Here is an 18732-nt window from a genome sequence, read left to right as displayed (position 1 = left end):
GGTCTTCTGGCCTGCTCAGCGCGCCGCCGGGCGGGGCAACCCCAGGGCGCGCCGCAGGAAGTCCAGCTGGTGGAGCAGGAGGTTCTCCTGCACCGCCTCGTCGGAGGGCAGATGCGTCGCCCGGGGCAGCGGCAGCACCTCGTGCGGCCGTCCCGCCGCCAGGAGCGCCGCGGAGAAGCGCAGGGTGTGCGCCGCGACCACGTTGTCGTCCGCCAGCCCGTGCACCAGCAGCAGCGGACGGCTGAGGGACGCCGCCTCCAGGATCGGCGAGCAGCGGTCGTAGGCCTCCGGGTGCTCGTCGGGGTGGCCGAGGTGCCGCTCGCGCCAGTGGGTGTCGTACAGGCGCTGGTCGGTGACCGGAGCGCCGGCCACGGCCGCGTGGAAGACGTGCGGGCGCCGCAGCACCGCCAGAGCGGCGAGGTACCCGCCGAAGGACCAGCCGCGCACGGCGACCCGGGTGAGGTCCAGTACCGGACGCAGCTCCGCCGCCTCCCACAGCGCCGCGACCTGGTCCTCCAGCACCGGGCCCGCGAGGTCCAGGTGCACGGCCCGCTCCCAGGCCGGTCCCCGGCCGGGCGTGCCCCGCCCGTCCACCGCGAGCACCGCGAAGCCCTGCTCGGCGAACCACTGCGACACGTACGTCCACCACGCCCGCTCGGCGGTCACCTTGCGCATCGCCGGCCCGCCGTAGGGGTCCATCAGCACCGGCAGTGGGCCGTCGCGGTGCCACGAGGGCAGGAAAAGCGCGGCGCGCAGCTCGCGCGGCCCGAGCGTCAGCATCTCGACGCGCAGGTCGAGCACCGGACGCGCGGCCGACGAAGTGATCTCCACCGGGGTGTCGCGCAGCACGGACGTGCGTGTGCCGGGACGGTCAAGGGTGCGGGAGACCAGGACGGTGGTGCCGGCGCGGCGGGTACCGGTGTGCACGCCCGGCTCGCCGCTCACCCGCCGCAGCCCTTCGATCGGGTCGTACGCCCACAGATGGATCTGCGTCGGGTCCTCAGAGGCGGTGAACAGCACCGTCTCGCCGTCCACGGCGAGGACCGCGTCGAGCTGAAGCCCCGGCGGGGTGACGGGCCGCCCGCCGGCGAGCAGCCGGCGCGTGTCGTCACGGTCGGCGCTGGTCAGCAGGACGCCCTGCGCGGTGCGCGCCGGCAGGCCGTGCACGAGCTCCACCCAGGCGTCGTCACGCTGCTCGGCCAGCACCTCGGTCAGGCCGGTGGCGGCGTCGACGCCGAGGACCAGGAGATGGCGCTGGTCGCGGCTCTGCACGGCGGCGTAGGGTCCGGAGACGTCCCAGCCGGCCTCGGTCAGGTACTCGAACCGCCCGGCGTCCCAGCGGACCTCCGTTAGCGCCTCGCCCTCCGGGCCGTCCACATCGGCGATCCACAGGCCGACCTCGGCGTTGGCGGTGCCGGCGGCCGCGTAGGGGAAGGCGACCGGCGGGCGCGACGGGTCCATGGGGTCGGCGATGTACCAGCGCTGGACGGGAGCGTCGTCCACCCGCGCCACCAGCACCCTGCTCCCGTCCGGCGCCCACCAGTACCCGCGGTGCCGGCCCATCGACTCGGCCGCGACGTGCTCGGGGAGCCCGAACCCGACCTCAGGACCGTCCGGGGCGGCCACCACCCGGTCGCGGCCGCCATCGGCCTCGATCACCCGCAGCGCGCCGCCGCTGACGTACGCGACGCGTCGCCCGGTCGGGTCCGGCCGGGGATCGACCACCGGTTCGGCGGCGGGCAGCCGGCGCGCCACGCCGTCAGAGGGCCGGAAGACGTACAGGGCGCCGGACAGCGCGAACGCCAGTACCTGGCAGGAGTCGTCCGCGGCGTAGGAGACGATGCCGGACGACAGTTCGCGTGCGCGTTCGCGGCGGGTCCGTTCCTGCGGCGACAGCCGTTCCTCCTCGCCTCGCAGCAAGGTCAGCGGGTCTACCAGCAGCCGCTCCCGCCCGGTGGCGACCTCCATCGCCCACAGGCAGGAGACCGGGTCGTCCCCCGCCTTGGCGCGCAGGAAGAACACCGTGCCTCCGTCGGGCGACACCGTGAAGTGACCGGGTACTCCCAGCGTGAAACGCCGGGTACGGGCGAGCTGCCGCGGCAGCGAGGGCATGGCCATGCTTCTCCTTCGTCGAGGCGCCGGCCGCCCGCGTTCCCGCTCTCAGGACAGGACGCGCCACGGCGGCCGCGCGACCGGCGCGATGCGTGCGCGCCGATGGACACCTGAAAAGCAGGATGGCCGCCCCCGGAACCCGGGAAAGCGGCCTTATCTGCATAAACCATACCACACCCCCGCCCTCTGGATCTTCATCCACCCGACCGGCCGGGCACGGCGTCCCGTCCCCGGCCGATCAGGAATCCGTCCGGCTTCCGCTCGTCGGCAATGGCCGCGTGCTCGGCGGTGGAGTGCTTGGTCCAGCTCACAGCAGTCTCTCTTTCGCGATGTGAGTTCGGATCATCTCCCGCGCCGCGCCCGCGGATCAACGGAGTTATGCTCCCCCCGGAGAAGCACGACGGCCGCGCGCCCGCCGGCACGCTCCGCGTGTACGCCGACCGGTCACCCGCGGACCGCGTTCGCATCCCCTCGCCCAGGGACAGGAAGGCTGACAGGCACCGATGCCCCGGGCATCGGACGGGCGTCAGGAGCTACCGGTGGACGGCAATCCGCGACCGGAAGCGCGATCGACCGCGATGCGGGTAAGCCACGCGAGGGCGGCGGTGAACAACGGCGGCCAGGGGATCGGTCCGAAGCTGTAGACGATCAGCACCACGAGCGGAATCCACACGCGATGCACGGCTTGGTAGAGCCTGCCAGGCGGACGAACCCCCGCGAGCCTTGCCAGGTCGGGCAGCGCGAAGAACATCAACGCGGCGGCGGTGGTGGGCAGGCCGTACTTGGCGCTCTCGAAGACCGCGAACGCCGCCAGAAACAGCGCGAGCGCCCCCCAGCCGATCTTTCGCGCCCGACCGCCCACCGGCGGACCGGACTTCGACACGTCATCACGCGTGCGTTCGGTCGTCACACCTACAGCGTAGAAGTAGAGATCGGAAAGCGCGCCACCGCGCGCACTCGACATCGACACAGGTCCTGGCGAGCCCCGGAAGCAGCGCCGCTGCCGGCTGGTGCTGACTGTCTCGCAGCCCTGACACAGTGGGCCCATGCGAGAAGAGCTGAAGGACAGGCCGGAGCCGGTATGGACGTGCTGGAACTACTGGATCGCGGTCCCGACCGGTGATCAGACAGGTGTCATGGAAATCTTGGGCTTGTCCCCGCTCAGGCCGATCACGTTCGCTGAGGCGCAAGAAGTGCTCGACGCCGATGGACACAGCGAAGTGGATGATCATGAGCACCTGTTACGGGTCTTTGTCACTCCAGAAGTGGACGGCTGGACTCTGATTCTCGGCGCGTGGTGCGATCCTTACGACAGCGAGCGCCGTGAGGAAGTGCTTCAACTGTGCAAGGCGCTCAGCACAAGATACGGGACGGCCCAGGCCTACTATTACGGCGCACAAGGGGACGGCTCGGCGTGGCTGATAGCCGAGCACGGCATCGTCGTGCGCCGGTACGCGGCCACCGGCGAGCCCGATGACGAACTCTTCACTCTCGGCGATCCGCTGGCCCTGGAGCAGGCACGCCGCCTGGAACTGGGGCTACCGGCCGGCGGAGACCTGCGAACCGCAAGCAGCGAACAGATCGATGAGTGGAAATGGGTCGCCTTCGAATTAGCCCCTGAGATCGCCGCCGCGTACGGCGTCAGTCCGTTGACCTTGACCCACAAGACGCAGGTGCGAGGAACTGGCCTGCTTGCGCTGACGCCATATGTAACCGACCACAAGGCATAGCGGCGAACCACTCTGCGCGACTCTGACGCGTCAGAAGATCCCTCGCCGACCCTTCGATGGTTCCGCCAAGGAACGGTAGTCACGCAGACAGCACGAAGGCCGCTCTCCGAAGATCGGGTAGCGGCCTTTTGCTGTTCAGATGGGTGGGGCTACCAGGACTTGAACCTGGGACCTCTTCCTTATCAGGGAAGCGCTCTAACCGTCTGAGCTATAGCCCCGCTGGCGGAGAGAAGACTATCGCCTCCGCTGGGCGGAAGCGAACCGTCTCACCGACAGGGAAAAGCTTACCGTGCTCTGGAGCCCTCCCGCGCCACAGTTTTCTCCAGTTATCGCCCGGTCTGGTGGGGACGGCGGGCGGCCGATGTCGTCAACGGGGGTCGGGCCCGGCCTGGGGCCGGGCGGCTGTCGGCGGCACCGGCGTGGCCGGGACTGTGAGCGCGGGTGGGGTCACTCGGCCTCGCTGAAGGTCACCTCGACGCCGCCGACCAGGTCGGAGGCGACGTTGTAGATGACCGAGCCCAGCGTGGACAGGGCGGTGATCAGAACGACGTTCACCGCGCCGAGCAGGGCGGTGTAGCCGAGGATGCGCACCGGCTCGAACCAGGACTTGATGTCGATGCCGGCGCTGGTCTTGCCGTCGGGCACGGTGAGCTGCGTCACGGTGTTCACGATGGAGTCGAAGACGCCGAGCGCCGACAGCACCCCGTACAGGACCGCGACGGCCACGAAGAGCACCACGAAGCAGACCAGGGAGACGACGAAGCTGAACTTCATCGCCGACCAGGGCTCGATGCGGCGGAGCACCAGGTGGGCCTTGCGGGGCGCCTTGGGCGCCGCGGGCCTGTCGCGCTGCTCTGGGCGGGCGCTGACGATCGGCTCAGGCGTGGACAGAGCCGACACGGCGCCGAAACCGCCCTGCCGGGAACCGGAGGCGCCGGACCCCGCTGCGGGACGGGTGCCTGTGCCGGGGCCGCCGGGGCCCGAGGCCGGGGCGGCACCGGGGCGCGGTGCTCCCGACTGGCCGGCGCCGGGACGGGGAGCGCCCGGCGAGGCGGCGCCGGGGCGGGGCGCGCTCGGCGAGGCCGCGCCCGGACGGGGCGCGCCCGTCGGGGCGGCGGCCGGCGCGGGACGCGCGTTCTGACCCGCCGGCTGCCCCGGAGACGGAGCGGTCTGCGGCCTGGGCGAGGGCCTGGTCGGGCCGGCGCCCTGGCCGTCGGCGGCGGGCGACCAGGAGTTGTCGGGCACCGAGGAGGAGCGGATGCGCAGCGTCGCGTCTCCGCCCTCCCCACCTGCGGCGGGGACCGCCGCGTCGTCGTCATTGGACACGACGACAACCCTGTCATCACTCTGGTCGGCCGGGGAACGGACCTTGCCCGTACTTTCCGAGGAGTTCACGCTCTCCGTCACCTGGTTGCGCGTCGAGGAGTTCACCGAGGACGCCGGACGGGCCGCCTTTGGGGTGCCACGTTTGCGGTTGGCCGAAGTGCCGGTCGGTTTGCCCGACCCCCCGGAACCTCCGGAGTTCGCCTGAGGGCTCATTCCTCGTCATCTCCCCCGTTGTCCTCGGAGTCCAGCGCTTCGGCGTTGCGGGCGAGGGCAACCACGCTGTCTCCCTCTGAGAGGTTCATCAGGCGCACTCCCATGGTCTGGCGGCCGGACTGCTTGATCTCACCCGCGCTGGTCCGGATCACCCCGCCGGCCGAGGTGATCGCGAACACCTCGTCCTCGGGACTCACCATGACTGCTCCGACCAGCTTGCCACGGGCACTCACAATCTTGGCAGTCAGCACACCTTGCCCGCCTCTTCCTTGAACAGGATATTGATCCGCCGGTGTCCGCTTCGCATACCCTCCCTCGGTCGCGATAAGCACGTCCGCGCCGTCGCTGACGACGTTCATCGCGAGCAGCTCGTCTCCGTCCAGGAATCGCATGCCGATGACGCCGCTGGTGGCGCGGCCCATCGGGCGCAGGGTGTCGTCGGAGGCGGTGAACCTGATGGACTTGGCGCCCCGGGAGATCAGCAGCAGGTCGTCGTCCTCGGAGACCAGCCGCGCGGCGATCACCTCGTCGTCCTCGCGGAGGTTGATGGCGATCAGGCCGCCGGACCTTGGGGAGTCGTACTCCGACAGCCGGGTCTTCTTCACCAGGCCGCTGCGGGTGGCGAGCACCAGGTACGGGGAGACCTGGTAGTCGCGCAGGTCGAGGACCTCCATGACGTGCTCGTCCGGCTGCATGGCGAGGAGGTTCGCCAGGTGCTGGCCGCGCGCGTCGCGGCCGGCGTCGGGCAGCTCGTAGGCCTTGATGCGGTAGACGCGGCCCTTGTTGGTGAAGAACAGCAGCCAGTGGTGCGTCGTGGTGACGAAGAAGTGCTCGACGATGTCGTCCTGGCGCAGCTGGGCGCCGCGCACGCCCTTGCCGCCGCGCTTCTGGGCGCGGTACAGGTCGGTCTTGGTGCGCTTCGCGTAGCCGCCGCGGGTGATGGTGACGACCATGTCCTCTTCGGCGATGAGGTCCTCGATGGACATGTCGCCGTCGTAGGCGATGATCTCGGTCTTGCGCTCGTCGCCGTACCTGTTGACGATCTCGCCGAGCTCGTCGCCTACGATCTGCCGCTGACGGCTCGGCGACGCCAGGATCTCCTGGTAGTCGGCGATCTGCGTCATCAGCGACTCGTACTCGTCGATGATCTGCTGGCGCTCGAGCGCGGCCAGCTTGCGCAGCTGCATGTCGAGGATGGCCTGCGCCTGGATCTCGTCGATCTCCAGCAGTTCCATCAGGCCGCCGACCGCCTGCGCCGCCGACGGCGACCGGCGGATCAGGGCGATGACCTCGTCCATGCGGTCCATCGCCTTGAGCAGGCCGCTCAGGATGTGGGCGCGTTCCTCGGCCTTGCGCAGCAGGTAGCGCGTGCGGCGGACGACGACCTCGACCTGGTGGGCGACATAGTGCTTGACGAACTGGTCCAGCCGCAGCGTCCTCGGCACGCCGTCGACCAGGGCGAGCATGTTGGCGCCGAACGTGGTCTGGAGCTGGGTGTGCTTGTACAGGTTGTTCAGCACTACCTTGGCGACGGCGTCGCGCTTGAGGACGATCACCAGGCGCTGGCCGGTGCGCGAGGAGGTCTCGTCGCGGACGTCGGCGATGCCGTTGACCTTGCCGTCCTTCACCAGCTCGGCGATGGTGAGCGCGAGGTTGTCCGGGTTGACCTGGTAGGGCAGCTCGGTGACGACCAGGCACTGCCGGCCCTTGGGGTCCTCCTCGACCTCGACGATGGCCCGCATGGTGATCGAGCCGCGCCCGGTGCGGTAGGCGTCGTCGATGCCGCGGCGGCCGACGATCAGCGCGCCGGTGGGGAAGTCGGGGCCCTTCACGCGGGCGATCAGCGCCTCGAGCAGTTCCTCGTCGGAGGCCTCGGGGTTCTCCAGGCACCAGTGGACGCCGGAGGCGACCTCGCGCAGGTTGTGCGGCGGGATGTTGGTCGCCATGCCGACCGCGATGCCGGCCGCGCCGTTCACCAGGAGGTTCGGGAACCTGGAGGGCAGGACGACGGGCTCCTGCGAGCGGCCGTCGTAGTTGGGCTGGAAGTCGACGGTCTCTTTGTCGATGTCACGGAGCATCTCCATGGCGATCGGCGCGAGCCGGCACTCGGTGTACCGCATGGCGGCGGCCGGGTCGTTGCCGGGGGAGCCGAAGTTGCCCTGGCCGTCGACCAGCGTGTAGCGCAGCGCCCACGGCTGCGCGAGCCGTACGACCGTGTCGTAGATCGACGCGTCGCCGTGCGGGTGGTAGGACCCCATCACGTCGCCGACGACGCGGGAGCACTTGAAGTACCCGCGGTCGGGCCGGTATCCGCCGTCGTACATCGCGTAGAGCACGCGCCGGTGCACGGGCTTGAGACCGTCGCGCACGTCGGGCAGCGCCCGGGACACGATGACCGACATCGCGTAGTCCATGTAGCTGCGCTGCATCTCGGACTGGATGTCGACGGGCTCGATGCGGTCGGCGGGAGGACCGGGCGGGGTGTTCACTTCCGTCACGGGTGGTACGTCCTTTTCGGAGATGGGTCTGTACGGCAGCCGCTACACGTCAAGGAATCGGACATCCCGCGCGTTCCTGATGATGAACGACCTGCGCGCCTCGACGTCCTCGCCCATCAGCACGGTGAACATCTCATCGGCCTGGGCGGCGTCGTCGAGCGTGACCTGAAGGAGAACCCGGGTCGCCGGGTTCATCGTGGTGTCCCACAGCTGGGCGGCGTTCATCTCGCCCAGACCCTTGAAGCGCTGCACGCCGTCGTGCATGCGCGGGTCGCGCCGGCCCTGGGCGATGCCGCCCTCGATGATGGCGTCCCGCTCGCGGTCGGAGTAGGCGTAGCTGGCGTCCTCGCCCTTCCTGTCCCACTTGATCTTGTACAGCGGGGGCTGGGAGAGGTAGACGTGCCCGGCCTCGATCAGCGGCCTCATGAAGCGGAACAGCAGCGTCAGCAGCAGGGTGGTGATGTGCTGACCGTCGACGTCGGCGTCCGCCATGAGGATGAGCTTGTGGTAGCGCAGCTTGCTGATGTCGAACTCGGCGTGCACGCCGGTGCCGAGCGCGGTGATCAGCGCCTGCACCTCGTTGTTCTTCAGCACGCGGTCGATGCGGGCCTTCTCGACGTTCAGGATCTTGCCGCGGATCGGCAGGATGGCCTGGAACTTCGGATCACGCCCGCCCTTGGCCGAGCCGCCCGCCGAGTCGCCCTCGACGATGTACAGTTCGCACTTCTCGGGCTCGGTCCACTGGCAGTCGGCGAGCTTGCCGGGGAGCCCGGACCCGGCCTCCAGCAGCGACTTGCGCCTTGTCAGGTCGCGGGCCTGGCGGGCCGCGATGCGGGCGCGGGAGGCCTGCAGGGACTTGTTGATGATCTCTTTGGCCTCGCCGGGGTTGCGCTCGAACCAGTCGCGCAGGAAGTCGTTGCAGGCCTTCTGCACGAACGACTTCGCCTCGGTGTTGCCGAGCTTGGTCTTGGTCTGGCCCTCGAACTGCGGGTCGGCGAGCTTCACCGAGATGATCGCGGTGAGGCCCTCACGGATGTCGTCACCGGTGAGGTTGTCGTCCTTGCCCTCTTTGAGGAACTTCTGCTCGCGGGCGTAGCGGTTGACGATCGTCGTCAGCGCCGCGCGGAAGCCCTCCTCGTGGGTGCCGCCCTCCGCGGTGTTGATGGTGTTGGCGAAGGTGTAGACCGACTCACTGTAGGAGGCGTTCCACTGCATCGCGATCTCGACCGAGATGCCGTCGCCTTCGGCCTCGAAATCGATGACCGAGTTGTGGACCGGCTCCTTCTTGGAGTTGATGTGCGACACGAAGTCGGACAGGCCGCCCTCGTAGTGGTAGGTCACCACGTGCGGCTCGCCGTTCACGTGGTCGGGCCGCTCGTCGCGGATGACGATCGTCAGGCCCTTGTTGAGGAAGGCCATCTCCTGGAAGCGGCGCGACAGCGTTTCGAAGTTCCACGTGGTGGTCTCGAAGATGCCCTCGTCGGCCCAGAAGGTGATCGAGGTGCCGGTCTCGTCGGTCGCGTCGCCCTTGACCAGCGGGCCGGTCGGCTTGCTCTCGGCGTAGGACTGCCGCCAGAGGTGGCCGTCCGTCTTGATCTCGACCTCCAGGCGGGTGGACAGCGCGTTCACCACCGAGACGCCCACGCCGTGCAGGCCGCCGGAGACGGCGTAGGACTTGCTGTCGAACTTGCCGCCCGCGTGCAGGACGGTGAGGACCACCTCGACGGCGGGCCGCTGCTCGCCGGGGACGATGCCGACCGGGATGCCGCGGCCGTTGTCCACTACCCGGACGCCGTTGTCGGCGAGGAGGGTGACCTCGATGTGGTCGGCGTATCCGGCGAGCGCCTCGTCGACGGAGTTGTCCACGACCTCGTAGACCAGATGGTGGAGACCCCGCTCGCCGGTGGAGCCGATGTACATGCCAGGGCGCTTACGAACCGCCTCAAGCCCTTCGAGAACGGTGATTGAGCTAGCGTCGTAGGACAAGTGCCAAATCCTCCTGCCGCGGACACGCGGCGGGGAGCCCATGAAGCGGCTGCCCCTGCCGTGCCCGTCACCGTCGTGAGTGCCTCGATGCGACCACCCATGGGGGAACGGCGCGCGGCCGGGGTGACTCGCATGCGGACGTGTCCGGAATCCGAGTTCATTCTACCGGTCAGAAGCGCATCAGGTGGCATTGACGGCCGCTGTGGTGGCCTGTCGGGCGTTGGATGCCCTTGTGAGCATCCCCCCACGAGGGAGGGGGGTCACCGCCGCCAACGTGATTCTGATCGGTTTCCCCGGGGATGAGCACCTCGCGGCCGCCTTCCGGGCGACGCTGTGAGGCCTTCGTCAACCATATGTGTCACGTGGACCCCGGCTGCCGGTAACGCGCAGCCCACCTGACGGCCGGGGACCGTTCTGCGGCCCGCGCACCTTCACCCGCTGGACCGTGTTGTCGCCGAGCTCCTCGTTCAGCCGTCTGACCAGCGTGGAAGCGAGCAGGCGCACCTGCGTGGCCCACGCGGTGGAGTCGGCGACGACCAGCACCTCGCCATCGGCGAAGGTCTCGGGCTTGGTGTGCGCCGCCAGGTCGGGGCCGACGATCTCGTGCCAGCGCCCGAACACGCCGCCGACCGCGAGCGGCTCCTCCCACCCCCGGTCGGCCAGCAGGTCGCGGATGGCCCGGCCGAAGAGCTGTGGATCTCCGGCGTCGCGCCGGGCCGCCGAGCGGCGGCGCGGCTCGCGCCGGGGAAGCTGCCCGCGCTTGGCGGCGTCGGCCTTGGCCTGGGCGAGCTTCTCGCGCGCGAGGGCCGCGCCGCGCGCGGCGACGACGTCGGGCGACTGCACTCCGGATGGCTCACCTGACACGGGTGACGCTCCCTTCCGCGACGTCGAACCGGGCGCCGGACAGTTGTGCGGGGACGTCCTCGGGCACCGCCGCGGTGATCAGGACCTGCTCGGCGGGCGCGACGATCTCGGCCAGGCTGCGCCGCCTGCGCGCGTCCAGCTCGGCGAAGACGTCGTCGAGGATGAGCACGGGGTCGCCCCCCTCGGCCTTGAGCAGGTCGTACGCGGCCAGGCGCAGCGCCAGGGCGAACGACCAGGACTCGCCGTGGCTGGCGTAGCCGCGCGCAGGCAGCTCGCCGAGGCGCAGCAGCAGGTCGTCGCGATGCGGGCCGACCAGGGTGACACCTCGTTCGAGCTCGGCCTGCCGGACCTCCAGCAGGCTCGCGCGCAGGGCCTCCTCCAAGGCGGAACGGCCGGGCACCGCCGTCCGCGGCTCTGTGGACGGCTCTGGCGCGGGGAGGTGCTCCGGCGACGCCGCGGGCAGGCCGTCCACCGCTGTGGACAACGAGTGGCGGTACTCCATGCCGGCGGGGGCGGAGGAGGGGGCGAGCAGGGCGTAGGCGCGGGCGACCAGCGGGCGCAGCGCCGCGACGAGCTGGAGGCGGGCGGCGAGCAACTCGGCGCCGTGGCGGGCGAGGTGGGCGTCCCAGACCTCCAGCGTGCTGAGCGCGTCGCCGGCGCCGGACGCGGCGAACCCGGCCTCGGCCTCCTGCCGGCGGGGGCTCTGCCTGCGGCCGTGCCGCGTCTGCATGGCGCTGCGGAGCAGGGCCCCTCGCTGCTTGAGCACGCGCTCGTAGTCGGCCCGCACGCCGGCGAAGCGGGGTGCCCGCGCGACCAGCAGGTCGTCCAGGAACCTGCGCCGGTCGGCGGGGTCGCCCTTCACCAGCGCTAGGTCTTCGGGCGCGAACAGCACCGTGCGGAGCAGGCCGAGGATGTCGCGCGGCCGGGGCACGGGCGCGCGGTTGAGCCGCGCACGGTTGGCCCGGCCCGGGTTGATCTCCAGCTCGACCAGGGCGCGGCGCTCTTCGCGGACCACGACGGACCGGACGATCGCCCGGGTGGCGCCCTGGCGGACGAGCGGCGCGTCGGTCGCGACGCGGAAGCTGCCGAGCGTGGCGACATACCCCAGGGCCTCGACGAGGTTGGTCTTGCCCTGGCCGTTCGGGCCCACGAGCGCGGTCACGCCGGGCTCCAGGGCCAGCTCCACGGAGGAGTAGGACCGGAAGTCGGTCAGCGACAGGTGGGCGACATGCACCCCACGAAGGTTAGTGGGCCCCTACGACAACATCCGCACATTCGTTCAACGGCGGCTCCCGGGCACCCGGCGCGGAAGCGGCTGCACGCGACCGGTGCCCGCCGACCGGCGAAGTGCCGCCTCAGAGGCGCCGCGAGCCCGCCGGGCGCGGACAGGCGCGCCGACACCGCAAGGCGATGGGCGCTGTCAGCGTTGCGCCTCGACCGGAGGCGTGACGTCGGCCCCCGGCGCGTCGGCGCCCTTGGCGCGCTGGCCCTCGGCCGAGGCCACCGCGTGGCCGCCGAACTGGTTGCGCAGGGCGGCGACCATCTTCATCGCCGGGGAGTCCTCCTGGCGGGAGGAGAAACGGGCGTACAGGGCCGCTGTGATGGCCGGCAGGGGGACGGCGTGGTCCACGGCGGCCTGGACCGTCCAGCGGCCCTCTCCGGAGTCCTCGGCGTAGCCCTTGAGCTCCGACAGGTCGGGGTCGTCGTCGAGCGCCCGCACCAGCAGGTCGAGCAGCCAGGAGCGGATCACCGTGCCGGTGCGCCAGCTCTTGAAGGCGCCCGGCACGTCGGTGACGATGTCGGTGGCCTCCAGAAGCTCCCAGCCCTCGGCGAAGGCCTGCATGATGCCGTACTCGATGCCGTTGTGGACCATCTTGGCGAAGTGCCCCGCGCCCACCGTGCCCGCGTGGACGTAGCCGTCCTCGCCCTCGGGCTTGAGCGACTCGAAGATCGGCATGAGCCGGCCGACGTGCTCGGCGTCGCCGCCGACCATCAGCGCGTAGCCGTTCTGCAGGCCCCACACGCCGCCGCTGACGCCGACGTCGACGAAGCCGATGCCCCGGGAGCCGAGCTGGTCGGCGTGCTTCTTGTCGTCGCGGTAGTGCGAGTTGCCCCCGTCCACGACGATGTCGCCCGGCGACAGCACCGCGCAGAGCTTGTCGATCGTCGCCCTGGTGGGGTCACCCGCCGGGACCATGACCCACACCACTCTGGGCGCCTGAAGACGCTGGACGAGCTCGTCGAGGCTGGCGACGTCGCTGTTCTCTGGGTGGCGGTCGTAGCCGACCACGTCATGCCCGGCGCGGCGCAGCCTCTCGGCCATGTTGCCGCCCATCTTGCCCAGCCCCACCATGCCGATTTGCATCACTGCCACCCCTTGCCGAGAACTCCATCATCGATTTTCTGAGAACTCCATCATCGACGATGCGTCTCACCGCCCTACCCTGCCCCACCCCGTCCAATCGATGTGGACGAGGGGATCCTAGCTGGAGAGCCTGATGGGCATGATGAGGTACCGGTAGTCGGGAGTGACGCCCTCGTCCACAGGCTTGCCGCCGGTGAGGATGGCGGGCTTGGTCGAGGTGGTGAACTGCAGGCGCGCCACGTCGGAGTCGATCGCGCCGAGCCCTTCCAGCAGGAACTGGTGGTTGAAGGCGATGTTGATCTCGTCGCCGTCGAAGTCGACCGGGAGCACCTCGACCGCCTGCGCCTCGTCGCCGCTGCCGGCCTCCAGCACGACCTCGCCGCCGTGGAAGGCCAGGCGCACCGGCGTGTTGCGCTCGGCGACCAGGGCGACGCGCTTGACCGCCTCGACGAAGGCCGAGGTGGTGATGTCGGCGTGCGCCGAGAACTCCGTCGGCAGCAGCGAGCGGTACTTCGGGAACTCGGGGTCCAGGAGCCGGGTGGTGGTGCGCCGGCCGGCGCTGGAGAAGCCGATCATGCCTTCGCCGGTGCCGCCGGAGGAGCTGAGGGCGATCTCGACCTCGGCCCCCGTGGTCAGCGACTTGGCGGTGTCGGCCAGCGTCCTGCCCGGGATCATCGCGATGGCCGAGAAGTCGGGCTGGTCGGGCTGCCACTTCAGCTCGCGGACGGCCAGCCGGTAGCGGTCGGTCGCCGCGAGGGTCACTGTGTCGCCCTCGATCTCCATGCGCACGCCTGTGAGCATGGGCAGCGTGTCGTCCTTGCCGGCCGCGACGGCGACCTGGGCGACGGCCGAGGAGAAGATGTCGCTGCCGACGCGGCCGGCGGCGGGAGGCATCGCGGGCAGCGAGGGGTAGTCCTCGGCGGGCATCGTCAGCAGGGTGAACCTGGCGCTTCCACAGGTGACGACGGCCTTGGCGCCCTCCACCACGAAGTCCACAGGCTGTGAGGGAAGCGCGCGCGTGATCTCGGCGAGCAGGCGGCCGGAGACCAGCACCAGCCCCGGGTCGCCGGTCTGCAGCTCCAGGGTCACCTCGGCGGAGACCTCGTAGTCGAAGCCCGAGAGCTTGAGCTGCTGCTGCTCGGTGACCTCCAGCCTCATGCCGGCCAGAACCGGCACCGAGGGCCGGGCGGGAAGGCTGCGCGCGGTCCACGCGACCGCCTCTGCGAGTACGTCTCGGTCGACACGGAACATCACGTCGAACCGCCTCCTGTCGTCTTCGGCTGTGGATGTGCCTGGCTCGCGGACTTGATCACGGCTCGACTGCTCCTCGCCGCTGATTCAAGTGTTCACTCTCCCGCACGGGAGCTCCGCGAGAACCCTTCTATGGGTCTTGAGTTCTTAGTAGAGAGAGATACAGGTCATCACATTAGGGGGGGTGGATACTGTGGAAGTCGGGTGTCCTCCCAGCTCAGCACCCCTTTTTTGTCCACCGCGCCTGTGGGTGGGCGGTGGGTTTCCGCGCCCTGCCTGGGGACGGCCGAAGGTTGCGCACAGGCCATCCCCAGTTTCCGGGGTCTTCACCCACAGGTCATCCACGAGGTTTCCACCGGTTATCCACGGGGAAAGAGACCCTCTTGAGCATGCGCTCGGGCACCGCCCACAGGGCGTCCCCAGCTCATCCACGAGTAGTCCCCAGGTCTTCCCCAGGATGTCCCCAGAGTTGTGCACAGCCTCTGACATGGACTTTCCCAACCGGACGCTTGCTTGTTCGCCGTTCGGCCCGGGCATTTCGGCCATTCATCGACACCATGCGCTGATCCACAGAGATATCCACAGGCTGTGGATCATCATGCGTTACGGGAGTTCTGCTTGATGCGGTTGGTCAGCTCTGTGACCTGGTTGTACATCGACCGCCGCTCGGCCATCAGTGAGCGGATCTTGCGTTCGGCGTGCATGACGGTGGTGTGGTCACGGCCGCCGAACTGCTGGCCGATCTTGGGCAGTGACAGGTCGGTGAGCTCGCGCGCCAGGTACATGGCGATCTGCCGGGCCGTCACCAGAACCCGTGACCGCGAGCTGCCGCACAGGTCGTCGATCGACAGCCCGAAATAGGCCGCGGTCTGCGCCATGATCGTCGCGATGGTGATCTCGGTGCTGGAGTCCTCGGTGATGAGGTCCTTGAGCACGACCTCCGCGAGCTGCAGATCGACGGACTGGCGGTTGAGGCTGGCGAACGCCGTGACCCGGATGAGGGCGCCCTCCAGCTCGCGGATGTTGGTGGAGATCTTGCTGGCGATGTACTCGAGCACGTCGCCGGGCGCCGCGAGCCCTTCCTGGATGGCCTTCTTGCGGAGGATGGCGATGCGCGTCTCAAGCTCGGGCGGCTGGACGTCGGTGATCAGCCCCCACTCGAAGCGGTTGCGGAGCCGGTCCTCCAGGGTCACCAGTTGCTTGGGCGCCCGGTCGCTGGAGATGACGATCTGCTTGTTGGCGTTGTGCAGCGTGTTGAAGGTGTGGAAGAACTCCTCCTGCGTCTGCTCCTTGCCCTCCAGGAACTGGATGTCGTCCACGAGCAGGATGTCCACAGCCCGGTAGCGCGCCCGGAACCCGTCGGCCTTGTGGTCGCGGATGGAGTTGATGAAGTCGTTGGTGAACTCCTCGGAACTCACGTACCGCACGCGGGCGCCGTCGTAGAGCCGCTGCGCGTAGTGGCCGATGGCGTGCAGCAGGTGGGTCTTGCCCAGACCTGAATCACCGTAGATGAACAGCGGGTTGTACGCCTTGGCCGGCGCCTCGGCGACCGCCACGGCGGCCGCGTGCGCGAACCGGTTGGACGCGCCGATGACGAAGGTCTCGAAGGTGTACTTCGGGTTGAGCCTGCCCGGCTCGCCCGGTTTGCCGCCCCGGCCGTCCCAGCGGTTCTGCACCGGGCGGTCATAGGTCTCGGGCTCCTGGCGGGGACGCGGCGGCCGGCTCTCGGGGGCGCCTGCGTAGGGAGGTTGTCCACCGTAGCCGCCGCCCTGTGGAGGATAAGGACGCGACGCCTCGCCCTGCGCGTAGGGCTGGGAACCTTCGCCCTGACCATAGGCCTGCGCCGACTCGCCACGGGGATATGGCTGCGCGCCGTCGGCGCGGTGGAACGGCTGGGACCCGTCGGCGTGCGGGAACGGCTGCGGGCTCTCACCTCGGGGAAACGGCTGCGACCCGTCGCCGCGCGCGTACTGCTGCGCGGACTCACCCTGCGAGTACGGCTGGGAGCCGTCGTTGTGCGAGCTGTAGGGCTGGGACGACTCACCGCGCGGGAACGACTGCTGGCCGTCGGCGCCGGAATAGGGCTGTGCGGACTCGCCCTGCTGGAAGGGCTGGGACCCGTCGCCGCGCGGGAACGGCTGGGGCGCCGACGGCTCCTGCTGGGAGGCGTGCCCCTTCTCTTGGCCGGGCTGGCCGGGCTGGCCGACCTGGCCGGGCTGAGCCGGGCGGCCGGTGAAACCCTCGGCCTGGCCCTGGTAGCCATCCTGACGGTAGGTCTGCGACGACCCCGCCGGGCCGCCTCCGTAGGACTCCTCGGGGTTTCCCCCATAAGGATAGGTGTACTGCTGCCCCTGTGGCCTGCCCTGTGGATAGTCGGTGGACACGCCTTGGTCGGGGAAGGGCTGCTGGCCCGGCGACCCCGGCCTGCCAGGCTGTCCGTACCCTTGCTGCGGTTGTCCACCATGGGGATAACCGGGCGAGGGAGCCTGGGGATATCCCTCGGAGCCGGGCCCCTGGGGATCGCCGGCGACGGCCACAGGGTCGACCATGACGGCCACGCGCATCGGGCGCCCGAACTCCTGCGAGAGCGCCTGTGCGATCAGCGGCCGCAGCTTGGTCTCAAGGACGTCCTTGGCGAAGTCGTTGGGGGCGGCGAGGATGATCGTGTCGTTCACGAGCCCGAACGGCCGGGTCATGTTCAGCCACGCGCGCTGCTGGGGCGGAACGCTGCCCTCGGCGAAGCTCTCAAGCGCCCGGGCCCACAACGGGCCGAGGTCGACGCCATCCATTGTCCGGCCCCTCCTCCCTAACGCGGCCCCCGCACGCTCGCCGCGATCTGTTTTCCACATGGACGCCTTCCGGAGCAAGCTCCGTCGGCGCCGAGCCTCGCGGCTGTCCCCACAGCGTTGTCCGCAGGCTGCCTTCGGTGGTCCACAACCGGTCCACATGTGGTCCACACAGTGTCCACAGGGGCCACTGGTGGTCCACAACCTTCCAGGCGCGCTTCCGTGCACATCGGTGAGATGGAGGGAAGTTCCGGAGGGCCGACAGTAGCGCTGTGCACATCCCTGTTCAAGACGTTGTCCACAGCCTAGTGGCAGGCTGGGGGCGAGGTGGTGCACATACTGTGGATGACGCGGAGGCGGTGGAAAGTCGCCCTGTGGAATAGTGGATAACCTGGCGCACGGGCCCCGATGTCCGGGGCGGCGGGCCGGCACGGCCGCCCGGTTCGCGAGACACGTAGGCGCCGTTCCGGTTTGACCTACGGCCTTCCGGCCCCGTAACGTACGACGGTCGGCTTGTCGCGCGACGGCATTTTGGCGTGCCCACGCATTCGACAGGCCATGCCCTGTGTGTCAATCGCTCGCACCGTGTGCGGGTGAACTCAAGCCTGGAGCCCACTCGTGAGCAAGCGTACTTTCCAGCCGAACAATCGTCGCCGCGCGAAGACCCACGGCTTCCGGCTGCGCATGCGCACGCGGGCCGGCCGCGCCATCCTCGCCGCCCGCCGCCGCAAGGGCCGCGCGGAGCTGTCCGCCTGACGGCGCCGAGCGCCCGGTGCGTGTTCGTCTCGCCCGTCGGAACTGACCGGCGGGCGATAGGCGTGCCCGGGCACCTTTCGGTCTGAAAGCAGGTCCACTCGTGCTGCCGTCCGCCTCCCGTATGCGCCGGGCCGAGGAGTTCGCGAGCGCGATCCGAAGAGGAAGGCGCGCCGGTCGCCCCACTCTGGTCGCCCACTTCAGCGACCGGGGTGATCCTCACGACCCTCCCCTGGTGGGTTTCGTGGTCAGCAAAGCGGTCGGCGGCGCGGTCGTCCGCAACCAGGTCAAGCGCCGGCTGAGGCACCTGATGCGGCACCGCCTGCATGCGCTCCCGCGAGGTAGCCTGCTTGTTGTACGCGCCAATCCACAGGCGGCGTCGGCGCGAAGCGAGCACCTCGCCGCCGAGCTGGACGTCGCGCTGGACCGGTTGATCGGGCGGCGGGCGTCTGGCCGACGGTCTGATCGCCCGGCCGCGACGGATGGACAGGCATGACCAACGGAGATCCAGAGGCGAGAGCACGGGACGCGGGCGGGCACGTGATCCCCACGCCGAGCGCGACCGTCGACACAGGGCGGCCCCCCGCGATTTCGGCGGGCGCTCGAGTCCTCATCGCCCCGATCCGGTTCTATCGAGCCTTCATAAGCCCCCTCCTTGGGCCGCGATGCCGCTTCGAACCGTCCTGCAGTGCCTATGGCCTTGAGGCGATCGCCGTCCACGGCGCGCCGCGCGGGCTGTGGCTGACCGCCAGGCGAATCGGGCGTTGCCACCCCTTCCACCCGGGAGGTTACGACCCGGTGCCTCCGCGCCCGGTCCGGTCCCACGACGAAACGCAAGGGAGCTAGCT

Annotated in this window: 14 protein-coding genes and 1 tRNA gene; 4 read left to right on the top strand and 11 right to left on the bottom strand. The window is 69.8% G+C overall.

Annotated elements, in window-relative coordinates; genetic code table 11:
* Window positions 1-15: 15 nt before the first annotated feature.
* Both ACZ6QO_RS09200 and ACZ6QO_RS09195 read right to left on the bottom strand, forming a co-directional pair.
* Window positions 16-2118, bottom strand: a complete 2103-nt coding sequence (locus ACZ6QO_RS09200; RefSeq protein ID WP_465849128.1) for a S9 family peptidase — start codon at window positions 2116-2118, stop codon at window positions 16-18.
* Window positions 2119-2638: 520 nt separating this feature from the next.
* Window positions 2639-3022: a DUF4260 family protein gene (locus tag ACZ6QO_RS09195; RefSeq protein WP_465849127.1), complete on the bottom strand. Its 384-nt coding sequence runs from the start codon at window positions 3020-3022 to the stop codon at window positions 2639-2641.
* 136 nt (window positions 3023-3158) lie between these two features.
* On the opposite strand from ACZ6QO_RS09195, the gene ACZ6QO_RS09190 reads away from it, so the two are divergent.
* The gene (locus ACZ6QO_RS09190) at window positions 3159-3842 is read left to right on the top strand and encodes a hypothetical protein (protein WP_465849125.1); all 684 of its coding nucleotides are present in this window, start codon (window positions 3159-3161) and stop codon (window positions 3840-3842) included.
* 144 nt (window positions 3843-3986) lie between these two features.
* Here ACZ6QO_RS09190 and ACZ6QO_RS09185 read toward each other — a convergent pair.
* From ACZ6QO_RS09185 to dnaA, 9 genes are all read right to left on the bottom strand, one after another.
* Window positions 3987-4060, bottom strand: a tRNA-Ile gene (locus ACZ6QO_RS09185).
* Between the two features lie 229 nt (window positions 4061-4289).
* Window positions 4290-5168 carry a DUF3566 domain-containing protein gene (locus ACZ6QO_RS09180; protein WP_465849124.1) on the bottom strand — a complete coding sequence of 293 codons (879 nt, stop codon included), beginning with the start codon at window positions 5166-5168 and terminating at the stop codon, window positions 4290-4292.
* A gap of 209 nt (window positions 5169-5377) precedes the next feature.
* Window positions 5378-7879: a DNA gyrase subunit A gene (gene gyrA, locus ACZ6QO_RS09175; RefSeq protein WP_465849122.1), complete on the bottom strand. Its 2502-nt coding sequence runs from the start codon at window positions 7877-7879 to the stop codon at window positions 5378-5380.
* 42 nt (window positions 7880-7921) lie between these two features.
* A complete protein-coding gene (gene gyrB / locus ACZ6QO_RS09170) occupies window positions 7922-9865 on the bottom strand; it encodes a DNA topoisomerase (ATP-hydrolyzing) subunit B (RefSeq protein ID WP_465849120.1) in 1944 nt (647 codons plus the stop codon).
* 345 nt (window positions 9866-10210) lie between these two features.
* Entirely contained in the window at window positions 10211-10729 is a 519-nt protein-coding gene (locus ACZ6QO_RS09165) for a DciA family protein (RefSeq protein ID WP_465849119.1), read from the bottom strand.
* Window positions 10719-11963 (bottom strand): DNA replication/repair protein RecF, encoded by a 1245-nt coding sequence (gene recF / locus ACZ6QO_RS09160; RefSeq protein WP_465849117.1) that lies wholly within the window; start codon window positions 11961-11963, stop codon window positions 10719-10721. Before recF ends, ACZ6QO_RS09165 begins: the two co-directional genes overlap by 11 nt.
* A gap of 186 nt (window positions 11964-12149) precedes the next feature.
* Entirely contained in the window at window positions 12150-13094 is a 945-nt protein-coding gene (gnd, locus tag ACZ6QO_RS09155) for a phosphogluconate dehydrogenase (NAD(+)-dependent, decarboxylating) (RefSeq protein ID WP_465849187.1), read from the bottom strand.
* Between the two features lie 117 nt (window positions 13095-13211).
* Window positions 13212-14348: a DNA polymerase III subunit beta gene (gene dnaN / locus ACZ6QO_RS09150; protein ID WP_465849115.1), complete on the bottom strand. Its 1137-nt coding sequence runs from the start codon at window positions 14346-14348 to the stop codon at window positions 13212-13214.
* Window positions 14349-14941: 593 nt separating this feature from the next.
* Window positions 14942-17134: a chromosomal replication initiator protein DnaA gene (dnaA, locus tag ACZ6QO_RS09145; RefSeq protein WP_465849114.1), complete on the bottom strand. Its 2193-nt coding sequence runs from the start codon at window positions 17132-17134 to the stop codon at window positions 14942-14944.
* A gap of 615 nt (window positions 17135-17749) precedes the next feature.
* On the opposite strand from dnaA, the gene rpmH reads away from it, so the two are divergent.
* The 3 genes from rpmH to yidD all read left to right on the top strand — a co-directional run bounded on the left by rpmH (window position 17750) and on the right by yidD (window position 18730).
* On the top strand, window positions 17750-17887 hold the full coding sequence (gene rpmH, locus ACZ6QO_RS09140; RefSeq protein ID WP_010849920.1) for a 50S ribosomal protein L34: 138 nt from the start codon (window positions 17750-17752) through the stop codon (window positions 17885-17887).
* Between the two features lie 100 nt (window positions 17888-17987).
* Entirely contained in the window at window positions 17988-18380 is a 393-nt protein-coding gene (gene rnpA, locus ACZ6QO_RS09135) for a ribonuclease P protein component (RefSeq protein WP_465849112.1), read from the top strand.
* Between the two features lie 92 nt (window positions 18381-18472).
* Window positions 18473-18730, top strand: coding sequence for a membrane protein insertion efficiency factor YidD (gene yidD / locus ACZ6QO_RS09130; RefSeq protein WP_465849185.1), 258 nt, complete (start codon window positions 18473-18475; stop codon window positions 18728-18730).
* Window positions 18731-18732: the final 2 nt, after the last annotated feature.

This window comes from Sphaerisporangium sp. NPDC049457, from assembly GCF_055586705.1.
The sequence above is the reverse complement of the archived record's forward strand: the minus strand, read 5'-3'. Positions and strand labels throughout refer to the sequence as shown.

What these genes read in the sequence shown, in the direction of transcription:
- ACZ6QO_RS09190 (WP_465849125.1), top strand. Translation starts at nt 3,159, where the DNA reads ATGCGAGAAGAGCTGAAGGACAGGCCGGAGCCGGTATGGACGTGCTGG.
- gnd (WP_465849187.1), bottom strand. Translation starts at nt 13,094, where the DNA reads ATGCAAATCGGCATGGTGGGGCTGGGCAAGATGGGCGGCAACATGGCC.
- ACZ6QO_RS09200 (WP_465849128.1), bottom strand. Translation starts at nt 2,118, where the DNA reads ATGGCCATGCCCTCGCTGCCGCGGCAGCTCGCCCGTACCCGGCGTTTC.
- dnaA (WP_465849114.1), bottom strand. Translation starts at nt 17,134, where the DNA reads ATGGATGGCGTCGACCTCGGCCCGTTGTGGGCCCGGGCGCTTGAGAGC.